A 19677-nucleotide genomic window follows, 5' to 3' on the forward strand; every position below is an offset into this window, starting at 1 on the left:
CGTCAGTCGGTGGACAGGCCATGTGCCGCGTCCGCCATCCGCTCCCCGCCTTCGGGTTCTGGACGCTCGCCGAGCACGGTGACGATGCTGCCGGCGATGATGAGCAGGCCGCCGACGATGATCGTCGCCCCCGCCGGATCACCGAACAGACCGATGCCGAGCACCGACCCGACCAGCGGCTCGATGTTGATGAACACGCCCGCCGCAGCACTCCCGACCCGCGCGGCGCCGACATTCCACGCCACCGTCGCGAGGAAGGTCGACAACAGCCCCTGCCCGACGATCCCGCCCCACGCCGCCGCCGACACGTGCAGCGGCGGTGCGCCATGCAGCAACAGCGCGATCGGCAGCACCGTGATCGCGGCGATAACAACCGTTACGGCCGGCACCGCCATCGCGCCTGCCATGCCGGGCGACGTTTTCGGCGCGCCGCGCAGCGCCAGCAGCCAGCCGAGGAAGATCACCAGCGATACCAGCGACAAGGCGATGCCGAGCGGCGAGCCCGATCCGTCCGGCTTGCCCGCGATCAGCACCGCGCCGAGCGTCGCCCCAATCACGCCCAGCCAAGACGCGCGGCTCACCCGCTCGCGCAAGACGAACGCCGTAACCGCGATCAGCGCCGGCATCGCGCCGACCAGCAGCGCCGCCAGCGTCACGGTGACGCGCGCCAGCCCTTCGAACTGCACCATGAACGCGACGCCGTAGCAGATCCCAGCCAGCACCACCGGCCCGTTGCGGAACAGCCTCCGCGCCTCACGCGAGGCAAGCGCGAACGGCAGCGACACGATCGCCGCGACAGCGAAACGCAGCAGCACCATGTGCGCTGGCACCATCTCGTGCAGCGCGATCTTCCCCAACGGGAAGCCAAGGCCCCAGAAGACGCCGGCGAGAGCAAGAAAGACGAACGGCATAGCCATGCTCGTCGCACAGCATCGACGACTTTGCCACTCGTCAGGCAGCGATTGTCCTTTGCAGGCGTACACCTGCATGCACTGCGGTTGACGCTGCACCGCAGCATCGCCACTTGAACGCCATGCCTGCAACCGCTCCCGCAATCGATGACGCTCGCCCGAACGCGCCCGTCGCGGTCATCCACTTCGCGCTGGCGATGGGCGGTTTTGCGATCGGCACCACCGAATTCGCAACGATGAGCCTGGTGCCGTATTTCGCGAAAGGTCTCGGCATCGATGCGCCGACCGCCGGCCACGTCATCAGTGCCTATGCGCTCGGCGTTGTAGTGGGCGCGCCATTGCTGGCGGTGGCGGCGGCAAAACTGTCCAGGCGTATGCTGCTGATCGCGCTGATGACCGCCTTCGCGCTGTTCAACGGCCTGTCCGCGCTCGCGCCGAGCTATTACTGGATGCTGTTGTTCCGCTTCCTGAGCGGCCTGCCACATGGCGCTTATTTCGGCATCGCCTCCCTGGTCGCGGCATCGCTGGTGCCGACCAATCAACGTTCGCAGGCGGTCGGGCGGGTGATGCTCGGGCTGACGGTGGCGACGATCCTCGGCGTGCCGCTCGCCAACTGGCTGGGCCAGGCGGTTGGCTGGCGCTGGGGCTTCGGCGTGGTGGCGGTGCTCGCGCTGCTGACGGTGCTGCTCGTCGCCTTGTTCGCGCCGCGCGACACGCCGGAGCCGGGAGTCAGCCCGCTCACTGAACTCAGCGCGCTCGCCAACAAGCGCGTATGGCTGACGCTTGGCATCGGCGCGATCGGGTTCGGCGGGATGTTCTGCGTCTACACGTACCTTGCCTCGACGTTGCTCGACGTTACGCGCGCTTCTGCGGCGAGCCTGCCGCTGGTGCTGGCGGTGTTCGGCGTTGGCATGACGCTCGGCAACATCATCGCGCCGCGCTTCGCCGATCGTGCGCTGATGCCGACCGCGGCGGTGCTGCTCGCCGGCAGCGTCGTGTCGCTCGCGCTCTACCCGCTTGCCGCGCCGCATTTCTGGTCGATCTGCCTCGACGTGTTCGCAATCGGTTTCACGGGCGCCCTCGGCGCTGTGTTGCAGACCCGGTTGATGGACGTGGCCGGAAAGGCGCAGGCGCTTGCCGCTGCGCTCAACCATTCGGCGTTCAACACCGCCAATGCGTTGGGGCCGTGGCTGGGCGGCATCGCGATCGCGGCGGGTTACGGCTGGACGTCGACCGGCTGGGTCGGCGCGGCGCTGGCGCTGGCGGGCCTCGGCGTACTGGGCCTGGCGGTGCTCGACGATCGCAGGATCGCGTAACCCGCCACTGCGGACAGCAACGAGCCGAGCAACACGCCAACCTTGACCTGATCCTGCAACGCCGCCCCGCCTGGGAAAGCGAGGCCGCCGATGAACAGGCTCATGGTGAAGCCGATCCCGGCGAGCAACGCCACGCCGTATAGCTGAGCCCAGGACGCACCACTTGGCCGCGCCGCGATGCCAAGTCGCGCGGCCAGCGCGACACCACCAAGGATGCCGGCCTGCTTGCCGAAGAACAGCCCGACCATCACCGCGATCACCAGCGGCGCGCGCAGCACATCCGCCGGCAGGCCGCCAAGCGCAATGCCGGCGTTGGCAAAGGCGAACAGCGGTACGATGCCGAACGCCACCCAAGGCGACAGCGCGTGTTCGAGCCGGTGCAGCGGCGAGTGCGCGTCGTCCGGCGTACCGCGTGAGCGGATGATCGGGATCATCGCCGCCGCCAGCACGCCCGCAACGGTGGCATGGACGCCGGAGAGCAGCACCAGCCACCACAGGCCTACGAAGGCGAGCAGATAGGGCGCCAGCCTCATAACACCACGCCGGTTCATCGCCGCCATCACCAGCAGCATCCCCCCTGCCCCGGCCAGCGCGATCCAGTCGATCCCGGTCGTATAGGCCACCGCGATGATCGCCACCGCGCCCATGTCGTCGACGATCGCCACCGTGGTCAGGAACAGCTTCAACGATGGCGGCACGCGTGGGCCGAGCAGCGCCATCACGCCGATGGCAAAGGCGATGTCGGTCGCCGCCGGGATTGCCCAGCCCGGCCGCAATGCCGCATCGCCGCCGGCGACCGCGAGGAACAGCGCGGCCGGCACCAGCATCCCCGCCGCCGCCGCGATCACCGGCAGCCGCCGCCGCGCGGGGTTGGACAGGCGCCCGTCGACAAGCTCCCGTTTGATCTCCAGCCCGACGAACAGGAAGAACACCGCCATCAACGCATCGTTGATCCACAGATGCACCGTCATTCCCCCGAGCGCCGGCGCCAGCACAGGTCCGGTGCGCATGTGCAGCAGGTGGAAATAGCCGTCGCTGAAGGGCGAGTTCGCGATTACCAGGGCCAGCGCTGCTGCCGCCATCAGCACGATGCCGCCCGCCGCCTCCTGCCGCAGGAAATCGCGCAGTACCGAGCCTGCTCTCGTGGTGATCGTCTTGGTCATGCCCCTCGCCTAACCCATCGTTCCTCGCGACGGAACCGGTCATGCTGCAAGCCACGCAATCGATCGTGCAACGCGCGCAAGATGAGCGATTCCGATTTCGCCCGATTTCTGGCGGGAGTATAAGGGCGATCGCAGCAAAACGTAGATCGGAGCAGGACATCAGACGGACTGGCGTGGGCCTTTGGATCGGGACGACTGCACTTGTGGTCGCCGCCTTCTGGCTGTTGCTTTTCGTCGCGCCTGCGCTGTTCAACGCGCATACGTCGACCGGCCTCTGGCTATCGATCCTGTTGCTCCTGCTCGTGCCGCCCGGTCTTGCGCGCATCTTCGCGCGGGTGGTCCGCATGCTGGGCTATGAACAGGAGTGAAGCATGGACTTCGAGGATGACGGGATCGGAGGCGGCGTGTTGCGTCGCTTCGCGGTCCGGCGCACGGGCACGGCGGTGATGCTGGTCATCACCTTCGGCGTGCTGGCGATTTTCCTCATGGGTGCGTTCGCGCGGGTGCAACCGGGCTATGTCGGCATCCGCGTCAACAACATCGGCGGCAACGCGGGCGTCGCGTCACAAGCGTTGCCGGTCGGCTGGTATTTCGCGCCTCCGGGTACCAACATCTACGAATATCCGGTGTTCACGCGCACCTACACCTGGACGCACTCCACCACCGAGCAGAACGGCACGGATGAGTCGTTCAGCTTCCAGGACAAGAACGGCCTCGGTCTGTCGGCCGATGTCGCGGTCGCCTATCACGTCGATGCCAGCCGCGCGCCGGTGCTGTTCCAGCGCTATCGCACCGAGATGGACGCGATCGTGGCGGGGCCGGTGCGCAATGCGATCCGCAACGCCGTGGTCGAACGCGCCGCGCAGCTCGGCGTCGAGGAAATCTACGGCCCGCACAAGAGCGAGCTGATCCAGACCGCCTTGCGCCACGTACAAGCGTATTTCGCGCCGTTCGGGCTCCAGATCGAGCAGCTTTACTGGGCGGGCAACATCGTGGTGCCCGACGCGGTGCTGGCGCAGATCAACGCCAAGATCGCCAACGAACAACAGGCGCTCGCGGCGCAGGCCAACGTCGCCACCGCGACCGCCGACGCGCAGGCCCGCGCCGCCAAGGCGCAGGGCGACGCCAAGGCGATCCAGGTCGAGGCGGAGGCGATCCGCACCAACCCGGAGATCGTCAACCTCCGCGCGGTGGAGAAGTGGGACGGCCGGCTGCCGACCTATACCGGCGCGAGTGCACCCTTGCCGTTCATCGGCGCCAAGTAACGGGGTCGGCCGGATCGTTCGCGATCCGGCCGATCATTGCTGCCGCTCGCGTCCGAAATTGAGACCGCGCGTGACGTTATAGTCCAGCACCGTCATCACGAAGAACGCCGCTGCCTGTTTGATCTTCGTCCACCAGCTGGTGCGTTCGGCATAGAGTTCCGGGGTAATCCGCTCCGAATCCACCACTTCGCGATCGAAATAGCCGCGAACATGCGCGGCGAAGGCGGCATCGTCGATCCGCAGCATCATCTCGAGGTTGAGGAACAGGCTGCGCACGTCGTAATTGGCCGAACCGATATACACCACGTGGTCGATGACGAAGAGCTTGGTATGCAGCTTGGTCGGCTGATATTCGTAGATTTCCACACGCTTGCGCAGCAACCCGGCATAGGTGAAGCGCGATGCCCAGATCGCCGCGCCGTGATCGTTCTTCGATGCCAGTACGATCCGCACGCGCCCGCGCATGCCCACGGTATCGAGCCGCTTGAGCATCCCCGGGCTCGGCGCGAAATAGCCGGCGATCAGGGCGATGTCGCGTGCGCCGTCCATGTCGTGCTTCACCGCCCGCGCCCATGGTGACAGCCGCCGCGTCGGACCGCCGAACAGCCAACGCGCGGCCCCGTGCGGCTCGCTCCAGTTCGACAGGTCGCGGCCGAGCGCGCGTAGCGGTGCCTTGGGCAGCTGCGCCCACTGCGACAACGCGTCGAAATAGCCGGTGATGCGGTGTGCCGCCGGCCCCTCGACAAGCAGACCGAGGTCGCGCCACGCCTGTTCCGCCGGTGTGCCGAAATATCCGTCCTCGACGTTGAACCCGCCGATGATAGCGCGCGCCGTCTCGACCGCTTCGCCATCAGCCAGCGCCAGCTTCTGATGGTTGCGCAGCAGGTAACGCCGCCCCCATCGCGGCACGAAGCGGCAGACGCGCACACCCGCATCGCGCAGCGGATCGAAGAAGTGATGCTGCGCGGCATGTTCGCTGCCAAGCCCGTCGACGATCAGCGACACCGTCACGCCGCGCGCCGCCGCCCGCAGCAGCGCGGCGCGCACCGCCTCGCCGACACGATCGTCGACATAGATGTAGTAGAGCATGCGCAGCGTGGTTCGCGCGCCGTCGATCAACGCGATCAGCATATCGAAACGTTCCGGCCCGGTGACGAGCATGCGCAGACGATTGCCGTCGACCGTAAACGTCGGTTGTGAGTCAGACACTGCCATGGTGGCGTCGTGGCGCGCAGGAGACGGTTGGGCAAGTGTCGCTTCGATCACGTACCGCCGTCACCACCGCACAAGGCTCGCGTCGCAATCGGCACCCTCAGTCGCCGGCATGGCGCATTTCTTGACTTGGCGGCGTGACGCGCGTAGGTCACCACGCTTATCCCCAGCATTATCCACGAAGGAAGCCGTTCATGGCGCGCGTCACCGTCGAAGATTGCGTCGACAAGATCCCGAACCGGTTCGATCTGGTGCTGTTCGCCGCGCAGCGTGCGCGGCAGATTTCCGGCGGCGCCGAGCTGATGCTCGACCGTGACCGTGACAAGAACCCGGTCGTCGCGCTGCGCGAGATCGCCGAGGAACTGGTTCGTCCCGATCACCTCGAAGAGTCGGTCATCTCCGGCATGCAGAAGGTTCAGGTCGACGACGACGACGCACCGGACGAGGTCGGCTCGCTGGCAGCATCGGCCGAGGCGCTACGCCTCACTGCCGCCGCCCCGCCGCGCAACCAGAACCTGGGCGCCGATTACGACGGCTGAGCCGAGGTAATGGGTTTAAAAAAAGGGGCGTCCGTTCGCGGGCGCCCTTTTTCGTGGTACCTCACCTGCCACGGCTGGAATGCCCGAACCACGCCAATCCGCAGCGCCGCTCGAATGGCCGCAATGAAGGGGCGACCGTTCGCACGGCCGCCCCTTCATCGTCAGCGCTGGCGCAGTGTGTCAGCCGCGACCGACCGACGTATAGTCCAGCCCGATCCGTCGAACTTCCGCCGGCGTGTAGATGTTGCGCAGATCGACCAGCACCGGCTCGGCTAGGATTGACTTGATGCGTTTTAGGTCGAGCGCGCGGAACTCGTTCCATTCGGTGACGATCACCAGCGCCGACGCACCCTCCGCGCAGCTATACGCGTCGGTGGCGAACTCGACGTCCTTCATCACCAGCTTGGCCTGCTCGATCCCCTCGGGATCATAGGCGCGGACGTGCGCGCCCTCGTCGATCAGAGTCTGCGCGATCGCGATCGCGGGCGAATCGCGCATGTCGTCGGTGTTGGGCTTGAACGTCAGGCCGAGCAGCGCGACCGTCTTGCCGCGGATCTCGCCGCCCATCGCCTTGACGATCTTGCGCCCCATCGCGCGCTTGCGGCTGTCGTTGACCGCGACCGTCGCCTCAACGATCTTGACCGGTGCCTCGTGATCCTCGGCGGTCTTGAGCAGCGCGAGCGTATCCTTGGGGAAGCACGACCCGCCATAGCCCGGTCCTGCATGCAGGAACTTCGAACCGATGCGGTTGTCGAGGCCGATGCCGCGCGACACGTCCTGCACGTTGGCGCCGACCGCCTCGCACAGATCCGCCATTTCGTTGATGAAGGTGATCTTCACCGCCAGGAAAGCGTTGGCGGCATATTTGATAAGCTCGGACGAGCGGCGCGCGGTGAACATCAGCGGCGACTGGTTGATGAACAGCGGACGATACACTTCCGACATCACCTCGCGCGCACGCGCATCCTCGGTGCCGACGACGATACGGTCGGGCCGTTTGAAATCGTCGATCGCGGCGCCTTCGCGCAGGAATTCCGGGTTGGAGACGACACAGATGTCCGCGTCGGGCGCGACTTCGCGCACGATCCGCTCGACCTCGTCGCCGGTACCGACCGGCACGGTCGACTTGTTGACGATCACCACCGGCTTCTTGACCGCCGCCGCCACTTCGCGCACCGCCGCATAGACGTACGACAGATCGGCATGGCCATCGCCCCGCCGTGACGGCGTGCCGACCGCGATGAAGATCACGTCGGCCTCCGCCACCGCGCTCTCGGTATCGGTGGTGAAGGTCAGCCGGCCGGCGGCGACATTATCGGCGACGAGCGCGTCGAGACCGGGTTCGTAGATCGGCATGATGTTCTGGTGGAGCCGCTCGATCTTGCCGGCGTCCTTGTCCACGCACGTCACGCGGTGGCCGAAATCGGCGAAACACGCGCCCGACACCAGTCCAACATAGCCCGTGCCGATCATCGTAATCTGCATGTCGCGATCCCCCATAAGCGTCGCCAATGTCCACGCCCTTACACATTGCAATGCAGCAAACAACGTGCACGCCACGCGGATCGGCGCCGAAGCGGTGCGAACTGTAGATGCATACCACGCGGCCGCTTGTTCGGCTGCGGTTAAGCGCGTAATCGCGAGACGCAAGCATGGCCAGACCTTCCCAGACCCGTTCCCGCACGCCCGCGCGCCCGACCAAGCCGCTGTGGCGCCGCCGTCTCGTCCTGCTGATCCAGATCGGTGTGGGGCTGGCCGTGCTGGCCTTCGCGGCGATGGCGATCACCGTCTATGTCACGCGTGCGCAGTTGCCGAGTTTCGACCAGCTCAAGTCCTCGCCCAACGGACAGATGATCCGCGTGCATGCCGCCGACGGCACGGTAATTGTCTCGCTGGGCCCAAGCTACGGCGATTGGCTGACCTACGACCATATCCCGGCGGTGATGCGTGAGGCGATGATTTCGGTGGAGGATCGCCGCTTCCGCTCCCACATCGGCGTCGATCCCGTCGGCATGGCGCGCGCGATCAAGCTCGGCATCGCCAATCGCGGCACCGGGAGGCGTCAGCAGGGCGCGTCGACGATCACGCAGCAGGTTGCGCGGACCATCTTCCTGTCAAACAAATACGATCTCGGCCGCAAACTGCACGAGGCGTTCCTCGCACTCGCGCTGGAGCGCAAGTTCTCGAAGGACGAGATCCTCGAACTGTACCTTAACAAGGTGTATTTCGGCGGCGGCGCCTATGGCATCGACGCAGCGTCGCGCAAATTCTTTGGTCATGGTGCCGATCACCTCTCGCTGGCAGAGGCCGCGATCATCGCCGGGTTGGTCAAGGCGCCGTCCGTCTATTCGCCGACCGCCGACGAGACCGCCGCCAAGGACCGCGCCGGCGTGGTGCTCTCGCTGATGGAGGAAACCGGCGCGATCACGCCGGGCGAAGCCGCCGACGCGGATATCCAGAACGTCAAGTTCGCGCCCGAGCCCAAGCAGAACAGCGTACGCTACTTCACCGACTGGGCGCTGCCGCAGCTCGCCACGCTGATCGACGAGCCGACCCGCCCGCTCGAGGTGTGGACCACGCTCGATCTCAACATGCAGCGCGCGGCCGATACGGCGGTGCGCACCAATGCGCCGGCGGGTGCGCAGGGCGCATTGGTCGCTATCGACCGCGACGGCGCGGTCCGCGCGATGGTCGGCGGCAAGGATTACGTGTCGTCGATCTACAACCGCGCGACCACGGCGGTGCGGCAGCCGGGATCCGCGTTCAAACTGTTCGTGTATCTCGCCGCGCTCGAGGCGGGCCACAAGCCTGACGATTCGATCGTTGACGAGCCGATCACGATCGACGGCTGGAGCCCGCGCAACGATGCGCGCCATAACATCGGCCAGACCACACTGCGCACCGCCTTCGCCTATTCGATCAACACCGTCGCGGCGAAGCTCGGGCAGGAGGTCGGTTTCGGCACCGTCGCGGATATGGCGCGGCGCTTCGGCATCACCACGCCGGTCAACACCCACCCCTCGATGGTGCTCGGTACGTCGGAAGTGCATCTGCTCGATCTGACGCGCGCGTTTGCCAGCGTCGCCAACAAGGGTGTGGCGGTAACGCCCTATGGCATCACCAAGGTGACTGCCGGCGGGGAGGTCATCTATACGCAGCAGATCGACACCAGCCACGTCCTCGTCGCGCCCTATGTCGCCGCCGAGATGACCGATTTGCTGCAAACCACCGTCAACACCGGCACCGGCAAGGCCGCGCAGATCGGCCGCCCGGTGGCGGGGAAGACCGGCACCACCTCGTCGAGCAAGGACGGTTGGTTCGTCGGCTTCTCCTCAGGTCTTACCACCGGCGTGTGGATGGGGCGCGACGACGCCAGGCCCGTCGCCGGTCTGCACGGCGGCACCGCGCCAGCCAGGGCGTTCCACGACTTCATGGCGGTGGCAGTCGCCAATCGTCCGGTCGAGCAGTTCGACACGCAGGTGACGCTGCCCGACATGTCGATCGAACCCGACGAAGAAAGCTACTACGGCCAACCGGACAACGGTGTGTTCGTCGATGACGACGGCAATCCGGTGCAGCCCGAAGCACCGCAACCCCGTCAGTCTCGCGACCAGCGCGTCGATGCGGATGGCAATCCGATCGGCGACGGCGCCGTCGCTCCGGACGAGGACGCGCAACCCCGCCCCGAAAAGCTCGATCAGCAGTGGATGGATCATGTGCTCGGTCGCGATCAGCAGCCGAACCGCCCGCGCGGCGATCGTCCGGTCGGCGCACCGCCGCCGGTGCGCCCGCAACCCGGCTATGCGGACCCGCGCCCGAACCAGTGAAGCGCGGCACCGTGCGCGCGGAGCCATGCCCGCGATTCCTCAGGCTCACCGTCGTCGAGATCGGCGGCAAGCGCGTGGAAATCCGGCCCGTGGTTCATGTGCACACGGTGCGCGACCTCATGCGCCACGGTCGATCGCCGCACGAACGCCGGCGCGAGGATCAACCGCCAGCTGTAGCGGATCGCACCGCTGGACGCGCAGCTGCCCCAACGCCCGCGCGGATCGCCGATACTAACGGTGGTGACCGTCACGCCGGCGCGCGCGGCATGTTCGGCGGTTTCAAGCGTCAACACGCGCAGCGCCTCGCGCCGCAGCCACAATTCAACACGCCGCGACAATCCATCGAGCGGACCGCCGCAGAGCAGCCGATCGCCGTCGAGCGTGATCTTGCGGGGGCGTCCGGGATCCCAGTCCAAACCCACCGGCACACCGCCGATCGGGATGGTCACACCCGGCGCGAAGGGTCGCGGCTCCGGCAGGCGGGCACGCTGCGCATCGATCCAGGCCTGCTGCCCCGCCGCCCACTTCAGAGCCGCCTTCACCGGCGCGCGCGGCGGCAGCGTCAGCCGCACGCGCCCGCTCGCCGGATCGACCGACAGCCGCGCCCGCCGCGCCCTCGGGTGGCGCACCACCTCGAGCGCGTCGCTCACAATACGCGATCGATCACATGGTTTTCGAAGTCGCCGGCATCGTCCTCGGAGATCGTCCAGCCCTTTACCGATTCACCGGCGCGGTGCACCGCGTCGCGATCCCCCGAGACGAGGTAATGCCAGCCCGGCAATGGCTCACCCGCCGCACGCAGGCGGTACGCGCAGGTCGTCGGCAGCCAGTCGATCGAATAGACGTTGTCCCGGTTCAGCCGCACGCATTCGCTGACATAGGCATGGCGGTGCCGGTAATCCGAACACTGCGCGGTCCGGCGGTCGAGCAGCCGGCACGACACGTTGGTCGGGAAGAGCTCGCCAGTCTCATCGTCCTCCAGCTTGTGCAGGCAGCATTTGCCGCAGCCATCGCACAGCGCCTCCCACTGCGCGCGATCGAGCTTTTCGATCGGGGTGTTTTCCCAGAACCGGTTGCTCACTTCACCCACCGCGCCAGTTCGCCGGCCACCGCGTCAGGCGTTTTGTCGACCGGGATCAGCGCCACAGGCTGGCCCTTGGGATCCATCAGATACGCAACGCGCGAATGCTGCACCATGTACCCCCCGCCGGGGGCGGGCGGCTGCTTCTGGTAGAACACGGCATATTCCTTTGTCACCGCCGCGATCGCCTGCGGGCTGCCGGTCAGTCCGACCATGCGCGGGTGGAAGGCAGCAACGAAGGGTTTGAGCACCGCCGGCGTATCCCGCTCGGGGTCAACCGTGACGAAAACCGGCACCACCTTCGCAGCGCGCGCGGCATCCTTCGCCTCGAACGCGCGCAGGCCGGCGCCAAGCGTCTGCATGTCGGTCGGGCACACGTCAGGACAGAACGTATAGCCGAAATACATCACCCGATACTGACCGGCGAAGCGCGCATCGGTGACCGTGCGGCCGTTCTGGTCCGTCAGCGTGAAAGGGCCGCCGATCTTCGCACCGGCGAGCGGTGGCGACTGGGTAGCTTCGGGCGCTCGCGAACAGGCTATTGGCATGCTGGCCAGCAGGGACGCGGCGAGCAGCGCGGTGATTGCGCGGACATTTGCGTTCATGGTGCAGGCAGCCTTGATCTGATAGCGGCGCAGGCGCAAGTCCGGACCGTACAGGCAAAAGGTCGATTTCACCAATGAACGCACGTCTTGCGGGTCTTTCCCTTCTCGTCGCCGCGCTGGCGCTCCCTACCGCACCTGCCACCGCGCAGCTCAACCAGTCGGCGGGTTACAAATTCCTCCAGGCGATCCGCGATGCGAAGAACGACGACGTCATCGCGATCCTTTCCAAGCCCGGCCAGACCATCGTCAACACGCGCGACTTCAGCACGGGGGAGGGTGCGATCCATATCGTGACGAAGCGGAGCGATACGGCCTACCTCAACTTCCTGATCGCCAGCCAAGCCGACGTGAACCTGCGCGACAACAAGGGTGAGACGGCAATGCTGATCGCCGCCGGTAACGGGCGCAGCGATATCCTCGAAATCCTCAAAAAGGCTGGTGCAAACGTCAACCTCGCCAACAACAGCGGTGAAACCCCGTTGATCCGCGCGGTGCAGCACCGCGATCTGGCGACGGTGCGCACGCTGCTCAGCGAAGGCGCCGATCCCGACCAGACCGACAACGTCGCCGGCATGTCGGCGCGCGACTATGCGCATCAGGACACCCGCTCGCCTGCCATCGCCAAGCTGATCGACGAGACGCCGAAGGCTGCAAAGCGCGTCGTGTCCGGGCCGAAACTGTAAAGCGGATCAGAACCCCTCCACCGCATCCGGATCGAGCACAGCGATAAGCCTGCGTGCCGCGCGGCGCGCAAACGCCAGTGTTATGCGCTTCCGCGCCGGGGCAGGCAGGGCGGTGGTATGGGCCTCGCGTGTGATGACCGCATCGTAGCGATCCGCGACGATGATGCCCGTACGTTCAGGCAGGAACGCCGCCCCGTCGAGCGGCGACACATCGAAGCCGGCCGGCACCGCCCAATAGTAGCGGTCGCAACAGCCGAGATAGTCGGTCCATTTGCCATCCCCGAGCAGGTCGGCTCGCGACACCTTGATCTCGACGATCACGACGTTGCCCCGCGTGTCGAGCGCCATCAGGTCGGCCCGCCGGCCGCCGTCGAGCGGCACCTCGGCGATGGCGACGAGATCGTGGCGTAGCAACATCCGCACGGTGCCGCGCGCCACCTCGGCGGCGCACAGCGACTGACGGACGGTATCGAGATCAGGCGTGGCGAGCATCACTCGACACTAGAACATTCCGCGAACAGGTCAATTCCGCCCGTTCGGTAACGATCGTTCAGCGATAGAAGATGTGGTTGCCGATCGACGCGATCTGCGTGCGGCTGGCGCTGAAGCTTGCGTGACGCGCGTGGAAGAACAGCGCCTTGGGCGCGGGGCTGTCCCATGCATCGTTGAGCGCGACGCGCGCAACGGCGAGCGCGACACGGTAATTGTGGTTGTCCGATACGTCGGGAACGCGGCCACCGCGCACGAACGAGAACTGGCCGGGCTGCGTCACCACCGAGCAGATCGACGTGGGAAACTTGCCCGACTTGCTGCGGTTGATGATGACTTCGGCAACGGCGAGTTGGCCGCTGAGCGGTTCGCCCTTTGACTCGAAATAGATCGCACCAGCGAGACACTGCAGCGCATCGTTGCGCGCGATGTCGTCAGAATGGGCGGTATCGGTTTGTGCGGCGACCGCATCGTCGAGCGAGGCGTAGCTGGGAGCGGGAGCAGGCTGGACTTCGGCGGGATCGGCACGATCAACCGCGGGAGCAGTGCTGGAATCTGGTGTGGTTTGCGTCACGAGGACGGCAGGAACCATTTTTGCCGCAGGGGCGTTATAACTTTGATTGATTTGAACAGCAAAGCCGGGAGTGCTGGCCCCGGCGAGGCCGGTGAAGCTGGTCAAGATCGCTGCCAGTGTGGCAGCGCGATGCAGAAACGACATTCGATCGACTAATGTGCGGTGGTGCGCGCAAGCGACCCTGCCCTGTTACAGGCCGGTCCCCCCGGACATCCCCCGACTGCGTAACCACTCCGGATCGCACCCGGACTGACACAACGCGAAAACGTTGTCCGCGCCTTGCCAGCGAGAACGTTAAATGGTCAACGCGGCAGGATTGTTTCTGCGGCGACTCGTTGCGCAAACGGGATGTCGAGATCGACGACCCACAGATCCGGGTCGCGGCTACGACGGCGCTGCCAGTATGCGGTCACCTCCGCCGGCGAATCGATATCGCCCGGACCGGCGGAAACGAGGACAGGATTGCCGGAGAGATCCCGACCGGGCTCGACAAACCCGTCAAACCGGCCTTTATCGTTCAAAATTAGCAGTATAGAGCCAGCTTGCTGGTGTCCTTTAGCCAAGACCATGGCCATGCCGCCAGCGTCGTTGACGCGCCGCAGCAGCGCGGAGACCAATATGCCGCTCGGCAAGCGGTCGTTCATGCATCCACCCGGTAGCCTGGAAGCGCTGCCAGGGCGATTCGGGAGCGCATGAACGTGCCGGTACCCCGCGCCACTTCATCGCCTTGCTCGTCGATCAGCCGCGCCTCTGCGACGAACACCCGCCGCTGCCCGCTGATCCAGCGACCCTCGGCGATGACCGGCCCACTCCGCAGCGGCTTGGTCAACAGCAGGTTGAACGCGGTGGTGAGCAGAAAGCGATCCGACACCAGACTGTTCGCCGCGTAGAAGGCGGCATCGTCAAGCATCTTGAAATAACTTGTACCGTGCGCCGCCCCGCCGGCATGGAAATAGCGTTCATCCACCTGGAAGTGGATCCGTGCGACCCCCGCCTCGAAGATCTCCAGGCGTGACTCGAACAGCCGATTGATCGGTGCGGCAGCATAGAGATGCTCCAGCGCGCGGAAATGCGCTGCTTCCCCTGCCGTGGCAGGATCAGGCGGCGTCACGCGCCTCGCCGGTGCTGAACAGCGCGTACAGCGCATCGGGCGATCCCGCACCGCGCAACTTTGCCACGAGCGCGCGATCGCGCAAGGATCGCGACACCAGCGCGAGTGCCTTCAGGTGTGCGGCTCCGGCATCGGGCGGCGACAGCAACGTGAATATGATGTCGACCGGCAGATCGTCCACCGCCCTGAAATCGATCGCGTGCGCCAGCCGGGTGAAGATACCGACCACGTGGGGCAGCCCGTCGATACGTCCATGCGGCGTCGCGACACCGCCACCGAAGCCGGTGCTACCCAGCTTCTCCCGCGCGGAGAGCGCGTCGGTCACCGTCACCGGATCAAGCGCATAGGCCGACCCGGCGATCATACCGATCTGCTGAAACAACGGTTTTTTTGCACTAACGGCAAGATCCGCCACCACCGCACCGGGCAGTAGCAGATCGCTGAACTCAGTCATGACATTCCTTCGGCCGTTCACCGGCGCTTCTCCGCCGGCGCGCATAGACCGGAATGCGCGCCGGCGAAAGCGTCAGGCGATGCCGTTTGTCGCGCCAGTCGCAGCGCGGTGCGGCTCGACCCAGCCGATCGTGCCGTCGCCCCGGCGGTACACCATGTTGTACGCGCCCGATCCGACGTTGCGGAACAGCAGCGCGGCGGTGTTGCGCAGGTCGAGCATCATCACCGCGTCCGACACGGTGGCGTCGGGCACGTCGACCCGCGTCTCGGCGACGATCAGCGGGTAATCGCCCTCAATCTCCTCCTCGGCGGGATTGTCCTGGAACACGGTGTAGCCGGCGTTGTCGGTGACCGTGCCGTCGTCAGCGATGGAGGCGCCACCGGCGGGCACGGCGCTGCGGTCCTTCAGGCGGCGCATGTAGCGGCGCAACTGCTTCTCGATCTTGTCGGCGGCACCGTCGAAGGCGACGTGCGCCTCCATGCCGCTGTTGTTAGCTTTCAGCACCAGACCCTGCATGACGTGCGCGACGATGTCGCAGGCGAACGCGCCGTGCGGGGCGGGGCTGAAGGTGACCTGCGCCGAGATGGCACGGGCAAAATATTTGGTGGCGATCGCCTGGAGGCGCTCGTCGACATGGACCTTGATCGCCTCGCCCGTTTCGACCTGATGGCCGGAGACTCGGATATCCATGTGTATTCTCCTTGTATGTCGGGCGGGAAGGCTGAACCCTCCGTCCGCTATCGTCAACCAGATGCCGCCGCACCCCATAACGGGTCGGTGACATTCTTTAAAAACGCGGCGTGGCGCGCAAGTTCCGCCGCGCTCGCCGTAAAGGTACGGGGCGGCCGCACCGTGACCGGGCCACTCGAGACGGTGACCTGAGGCTCGAGAACCGGCGTATCGGTGAGCAGCCCAAGGCCGATCTGCCGCCCGCCGGTGAGTTCGACATAAACCTGCGCGAGCAATTGCGCGTCGAGCAACGCGCCGTGAAACGTGCGTGCGCTGCGGTCGATGCCATAGCGCGAACACAGCGCGTCGAGGCTGTGCTTGGCACCGGGGTGGCGTTGCCGCGCGATGACGATGGTATCAACCATGCGGTGCATGCCGACCGGCGGCCGTCCGCACCGCCCGAGTTCGCCGTTGAGGAAGCCGAAATCGAAGGTCGCATTGTGCGCCACCAGCGGCGCGTCGCCGAGGAAATCGACCAGCGCGTCGACGCCGTGGGCGAACAGCGGCTTGTCGGCGAGGAACGCATCGGTGAGGCCGTGGACGCGCTGCGCCTCCGCCGGCATCGCGCGTTCGGGATGAAAATAGGCGTGGAAACTCTTGCCGGTCTCGACGCGGTTGAACATCTCGATACAGCCGATCTCGACCAGACGGTCGCCGTCGGCAAAGCTGAATCCGGTGGTTTCGGTGTCGAAGACGATCTCGCGCATGGCGGTATTATCGGGCTTCGGGTCCGCTCAGGCAAGCAATCACGCGCGCAACGGCGGCGTGCGTCTCGGCCAGCGTGCCGCCGGTCGGGATGACGAAATCGGCGCGCGCGATCTTGTCCGCGTTGGGCATCTGCCGCGCGAGGATCGCCGCGAATTTCTCCGCCGTCATGGCCGGCCGGGCGAGGACACGGGCGCGCTGCACCTCGGGCGGCGCATCGACCACCGCCACCTTGTCGACATACCGCGTGCCGCCGGTTTCTAACAGCAATGGCACGTCGAGCAGCACGATCGCGGCGTCGCGGTTGGCGGCGAGGAAGGCGGCGCGCTCCTCCGCGACGGCAGGGTGGACGATCGCCTCCAGCCGCCGCAACGCCGCAGCGTCGCCCAGCACCGCCCTGCCGAGCTTGGCGCGATCCACGCCGTCCGCCGCAGTGGTGCCGGGGAACGCGGCTTCGATCGCCGCGACCAGCCGCCCGCCCGCGCCCTGCAACCGGTGGACCACCGCATCGGCATCGAACACCGGCACGCCGGCGTCCGCGAACATCGCTGCCACCGTCGATTTGCCCATGCCAATCGAGCCGGTCAGGCCCAGCGCAATCACGCCAGCAACAGCGCGCGCAGTTCCTCGTCACGGTCGCGCGGCGGGGCGACGCCGAAAAACAGCTCGAACGCGATTGCCGCCTGTCCGACCAGCATCTCCAGGCCATCGACCGTTTCCAGCCCGCGCGCATCGGCCTGCGCGAGCAACGGCGTCTCGATCGGCGCGTACACTACGTCATATACCAGCGCATCGTCGGGCAGGGGGGTGAGATCCACGTCGAGATCGGGCTGGCCGACCATGCCGAGCGTGCTGGTGTTGACCAGCAACGCCGCCGCCGGGATCGCACTGCCGAGTGGGAGTGCCTTGCCCTTCAGACCGAACGCCGACAGCAGCGCCGCGCCCTTCAGCACGTTGCGGTTGAGCAACGTCACCGGCCCGACGCCTGCTCGCGCCAGCGCGAACAGCACCGCGCGCGCCGCACCGCCCGCGCCAATCACCACCACCGGCTTACCCGCCAGATCGCGGTCGGCGATCGGCGTATAGAAGCCGGCGGCATCGGTGTTGGTGCCGATCAGCCCGTCGCCCTGCCGCAGCACGGTGTTGATCGCGCCGATCGACGCGCGCACGTCACCGGGATCACCGACATGATCAAGCGCGGCGAGCTTGTGCGGCACGGTGATGTTGCACCCGCGCCAGTCGGGATCGGCCTGCCGCTCGGCGAAATAGCCGGCGAGATCCGCCGCCAACACATGCCGGCGGGCATATGTTGCATCCAGCCCAAGCGCATCGATCCAGAAGCCGTGGATCAGCGGCGATTTGGAATGGGCGATCGGATCACCGATCACTTCCGCGTACATCGTCATGTCTGCATCACCCCTCGTATGCGCAGATAATCGAGCACCTGGAGCAGCGGCAGGCCGAGCACGGTAAACTGGCTCCCTTCGATACGTGAGAACAGTTGCGCGCCTGGCCCCTCGATCCGGTAGCAGCCGACGCAGCCGGAAATCTCCGGCCATTCCGCGTCGAGATACTGCTCGATGAACGCGTCGGATAACGTCCGGACGTGCATCTTGGCGCGATCGACCACGCGCCACACCGGCCGCCCGACTTCGGCGATCACCGCCGCGCTGACGAGATCGTGGCGTTTGCCCGACATCCGGCGGAGATGCTCGGCGGCATTCTCACGGCTAATCGGCTTGTCGAGCATGGTGCCGTCGTCCAGTTCCACGATCGAATCCGATCCCAGCACCAAAGCCCCCGGCACCCGCTGCGACACCCGCAGCGCCTTCAGCTCAGCGAGCGCATCTGCGAGATCGCGCGCCGGCAGACCGTCCGCGCGCAGCGCCGCCTTGGCGCTCTCCTCATCGACCCCCGCCGACACTGCCTCGAACGGTACGCCTGCCGCCGACAGCATCGCCCGCCGCGATGCGCTTTTCGATGCGAGCAGCAGTTTCATGCGTCACCCCGTTCCGCGACCAGCGCGATGATCGCCGCCGCCGTTTCCTCGATCGATCGCCGCGTAACATCGATCACCGGCCAGCCGTTATCCGCGAACATCCGCCGCGCCCAGGCCACTTCGCGCGCGACCGCTTCCTGGTTGACGTAATCCGTCTCCGGCGCCTGATTAAGCGACAGCAACCGGTTGCGCCGTACCTGGATCAGCCGGTCGGCGCTGGTGGTCAGCCCAACCACCAGCGGCCGTTTCAGCGAGAACAACGCGCGCGGCGGCGGGCTTTCCACCACCACCGGGATGTTGGCGGTCTTGTAGCCGCGGTTGGCGAGATAGATCGAGGTCGGCGTCTTGGACGAGCGTGAGACGCCGGCCAGCACGATATCAGCCTCCTCCCAGTCCTCCGCGCCCAGACCATCGTCATGTGCGATGGTGAACTGGATCGCATCGACCCGCGCGAAATAGGCGGCGTCGAGCACGTGCTGCCGCCCCGGCCGCGCCTTCGCCTGCTGGCCGAGCAAGCCGGACAGCGCGTTGGTCACGCCATCGAGCGGCGCCACCGCCGGCAGGCCGAGCGCGTGGCAGCGCATCTCCAGCGCTCGCCGCGTCTCGCTGTTGACCAACGTGAACACGACGAGGCCTGGATTTTGCGAAATCTCCTGAAGGATGCGTTCGAGATGCCCCTCGGTCCGCACCATCGGCCAAAAGTGCCGGATCGTCTCGACGTCGTCATACTGCGCAAGCGCGGCCTTGGCGATGTTCTCCAGCGTTTCGCCGGTCGAATCCGAGAGGAGATGGAGGTGCAGCCGCATCCGCGGAGCCTCAGCAGGACAGAAGTGTGGATAACATCGGGACGATCGCTAGCGGAACTTTGCTTTTGCGAAAAGGCCGATCGGACGGTGGAAAAGCCGCGTTTTCTCCACAGCGGCGTGCACATCGCGGCGATTTGTCCACAGCCTGTGGAAAGCGGGTGCGACGGAATCGAATCCGATGCGTTTGGCGGTGTTCGGGGCGTCAAGC

General features: G+C 66.2%; 24 protein-coding genes. 6 read left to right on the top strand and 18 right to left on the bottom strand.

What is annotated here, in order from left to right; all coding sequences use genetic code 11:
* Positions 1-2: 2 nt before the first annotated feature.
* Positions 3-911, bottom strand: coding sequence for a DMT family transporter (locus tag L8F97_RS15255; protein WP_242151977.1), 909 nt, complete (start codon positions 909-911; stop codon positions 3-5).
* 122 nt (positions 912-1033) lie between these two features.
* On the opposite strand from L8F97_RS15255, the gene L8F97_RS15260 reads away from it, so the two are divergent.
* Complete coding sequence (locus L8F97_RS15260; protein WP_242152325.1) at positions 1034-2227, top strand: MFS transporter; 1194 nt, start codon at positions 1034-1036, stop codon at positions 2225-2227.
* Here the strand turns inward: L8F97_RS15260 and nhaA are convergent.
* Positions 2128-3390 carry a Na+/H+ antiporter NhaA gene (nhaA, locus tag L8F97_RS15265; RefSeq protein ID WP_242151980.1) on the bottom strand — a complete coding sequence of 421 codons (1263 nt, stop codon included), beginning with the start codon at positions 3388-3390 and terminating at the stop codon, positions 2128-2130. The two genes, L8F97_RS15260 and nhaA, sit on opposite strands and share 100 nt — an antisense overlap.
* A 41-nt stretch (positions 3391-3431) precedes the next feature.
* Here nhaA and L8F97_RS15270 point away from each other — a divergent pair, with 41 nt between their 5' ends.
* Positions 3432-3758 (top strand): hypothetical protein, encoded by a 327-nt coding sequence (locus L8F97_RS15270; RefSeq protein WP_242151983.1) that lies wholly within the window; start codon positions 3432-3434, stop codon positions 3756-3758.
* A 3-nt stretch (positions 3759-3761) separates the two neighbouring features.
* On the top strand, positions 3762-4655 hold the full coding sequence (locus tag L8F97_RS15275) for an SPFH domain-containing protein (protein WP_242151986.1): 894 nt from the start codon (positions 3762-3764) through the stop codon (positions 4653-4655).
* 33 nt (positions 4656-4688) lie between these two features.
* Here the strand turns inward: L8F97_RS15275 and L8F97_RS15280 are convergent, their stop codons facing one another.
* Complete coding sequence (locus L8F97_RS15280; protein WP_242151989.1) at positions 4689-5870, bottom strand: phospholipase D-like domain-containing protein; 1182 nt, start codon at positions 5868-5870, stop codon at positions 4689-4691.
* Between the two features lie 191 nt (positions 5871-6061).
* Here L8F97_RS15280 and rpoZ point away from each other — a divergent pair, with 191 nt between their 5' ends.
* Complete coding sequence (gene rpoZ, locus L8F97_RS15285) at positions 6062-6406, top strand: DNA-directed RNA polymerase subunit omega (RefSeq protein WP_242151992.1); 345 nt, start codon at positions 6062-6064, stop codon at positions 6404-6406.
* Positions 6407-6586: 180 nt separating this feature from the next.
* On the opposite strand, the gene L8F97_RS15290 is transcribed toward rpoZ, so the two are convergent.
* Positions 6587-7891 carry a UDP-glucose dehydrogenase family protein gene (locus L8F97_RS15290; protein ID WP_242151995.1) on the bottom strand — a complete coding sequence of 435 codons (1305 nt, stop codon included), beginning with the start codon at positions 7889-7891 and terminating at the stop codon, positions 6587-6589.
* Positions 7892-8058: 167 nt separating this feature from the next.
* Here L8F97_RS15290 and L8F97_RS15295 point away from each other — a divergent pair, with 167 nt between their 5' ends.
* Positions 8059-10233 (top strand): transglycosylase domain-containing protein, encoded by a 2175-nt coding sequence (locus tag L8F97_RS15295; protein WP_242151999.1) that lies wholly within the window; start codon positions 8059-8061, stop codon positions 10231-10233.
* Here the strand turns inward: L8F97_RS15295 and L8F97_RS15300 are convergent.
* From L8F97_RS15300 to L8F97_RS15310, 3 genes are read right to left on the bottom strand one after another with little or no spacing between them, the layout of a single operon-like run.
* On the bottom strand, positions 10206-10883 hold the full coding sequence (locus L8F97_RS15300) for a M48 family metallopeptidase (protein WP_242152002.1): 678 nt from the start codon (positions 10881-10883) through the stop codon (positions 10206-10208). The two genes, L8F97_RS15295 and L8F97_RS15300, sit on opposite strands and share 28 nt — an antisense overlap.
* Positions 10880-11314, bottom strand: a complete 435-nt coding sequence (locus L8F97_RS15305) for a YcgN family cysteine cluster protein (protein WP_409929051.1) — start codon at positions 11312-11314, stop codon at positions 10880-10882. Before L8F97_RS15305 ends, L8F97_RS15300 begins: the two co-directional genes overlap by 4 nt.
* Positions 11311-11919, bottom strand: a complete 609-nt coding sequence (locus L8F97_RS15310) for an SCO family protein (RefSeq protein WP_242152009.1) — start codon at positions 11917-11919, stop codon at positions 11311-11313. The genes L8F97_RS15305 and L8F97_RS15310 overlap by 4 nt, the downstream gene beginning before the upstream one ends.
* A 74-nt stretch (positions 11920-11993) precedes the next feature.
* Here L8F97_RS15310 and L8F97_RS15315 point away from each other — a divergent pair, with 74 nt between their 5' ends.
* Positions 11994-12602: an ankyrin repeat domain-containing protein gene (locus L8F97_RS15315; RefSeq protein WP_242152011.1), complete on the top strand. Its 609-nt coding sequence runs from the start codon at positions 11994-11996 to the stop codon at positions 12600-12602.
* 6 nt (positions 12603-12608) lie between these two features.
* Here the strand turns inward: L8F97_RS15315 and L8F97_RS15320 are convergent, their stop codons facing one another.
* The 11 genes from L8F97_RS15320 to L8F97_RS15370 form a co-directional block, all read right to left on the bottom strand.
* The gene (locus tag L8F97_RS15320) at positions 12609-13094 is read right to left on the bottom strand and encodes an MmcB family DNA repair protein (protein WP_242152014.1); all 486 of its coding nucleotides are present in this window, start codon (positions 13092-13094) and stop codon (positions 12609-12611) included.
* A gap of 58 nt (positions 13095-13152) precedes the next feature.
* Entirely contained in the window at positions 13153-13683 is a 531-nt protein-coding gene (locus L8F97_RS15325; RefSeq protein ID WP_313932014.1) for a cell wall hydrolase, read from the bottom strand.
* Between the two features lie 284 nt (positions 13684-13967).
* On the bottom strand, positions 13968-14309 hold the full coding sequence (locus L8F97_RS15330; RefSeq protein ID WP_242152028.1) for a DUF1491 family protein: 342 nt from the start codon (positions 14307-14309) through the stop codon (positions 13968-13970).
* Positions 14306-14812, bottom strand: a complete 507-nt coding sequence (locus L8F97_RS15335) for a PaaI family thioesterase (RefSeq protein ID WP_242152039.1) — start codon at positions 14810-14812, stop codon at positions 14306-14308. The genes L8F97_RS15330 and L8F97_RS15335 overlap by 4 nt, the downstream gene beginning before the upstream one ends.
* Positions 14763-15230, bottom strand: coding sequence for a PTS sugar transporter subunit IIA (locus L8F97_RS15340; RefSeq protein WP_242152044.1), 468 nt, complete (start codon positions 15228-15230; stop codon positions 14763-14765). The genes L8F97_RS15335 and L8F97_RS15340 overlap by 50 nt, the downstream gene beginning before the upstream one ends.
* A gap of 72 nt (positions 15231-15302) precedes the next feature.
* The gene (gene hpf, locus L8F97_RS15345) at positions 15303-15920 is read right to left on the bottom strand and encodes a ribosome hibernation-promoting factor, HPF/YfiA family (RefSeq protein WP_242152047.1); all 618 of its coding nucleotides are present in this window, start codon (positions 15918-15920) and stop codon (positions 15303-15305) included.
* A gap of 53 nt (positions 15921-15973) precedes the next feature.
* A complete protein-coding gene (gene dnaQ / locus L8F97_RS15350) occupies positions 15974-16666 on the bottom strand; it encodes a DNA polymerase III subunit epsilon (RefSeq protein WP_242152051.1) in 693 nt (230 codons plus the stop codon).
* A 7-nt stretch (positions 16667-16673) separates the two neighbouring features.
* Positions 16674-17267 carry a dephospho-CoA kinase gene (gene coaE, locus L8F97_RS15355; RefSeq protein ID WP_242152055.1) on the bottom strand — a complete coding sequence of 198 codons (594 nt, stop codon included), beginning with the start codon at positions 17265-17267 and terminating at the stop codon, positions 16674-16676.
* Positions 17264-18070 (bottom strand): shikimate dehydrogenase family protein, encoded by an 807-nt coding sequence (locus tag L8F97_RS15360; protein WP_242152059.1) that lies wholly within the window; start codon positions 18068-18070, stop codon positions 17264-17266. The genes coaE and L8F97_RS15360 overlap by 4 nt, the downstream gene beginning before the upstream one ends.
* Positions 18067-18663, bottom strand: a complete 597-nt coding sequence (locus L8F97_RS15365) for a Maf family protein (RefSeq protein WP_242152063.1) — start codon at positions 18661-18663, stop codon at positions 18067-18069. Before L8F97_RS15365 ends, L8F97_RS15360 begins: the two co-directional genes overlap by 4 nt.
* Entirely contained in the window at positions 18660-19469 is an 810-nt protein-coding gene (locus L8F97_RS15370; protein ID WP_242152066.1) for a pyruvate, water dikinase regulatory protein, read from the bottom strand. The genes L8F97_RS15365 and L8F97_RS15370 overlap by 4 nt, the downstream gene beginning before the upstream one ends.
* Between the last annotated feature and the right edge of the window lie 208 nt (positions 19470-19677).

Source organism: Sphingomonas sp. BAUL-RG-20F-R05-02, from assembly GCF_022662305.1.
Lineage (GTDB): Bacteria > Pseudomonadota > Alphaproteobacteria > Sphingomonadales > Sphingomonadaceae > Sphingomonas.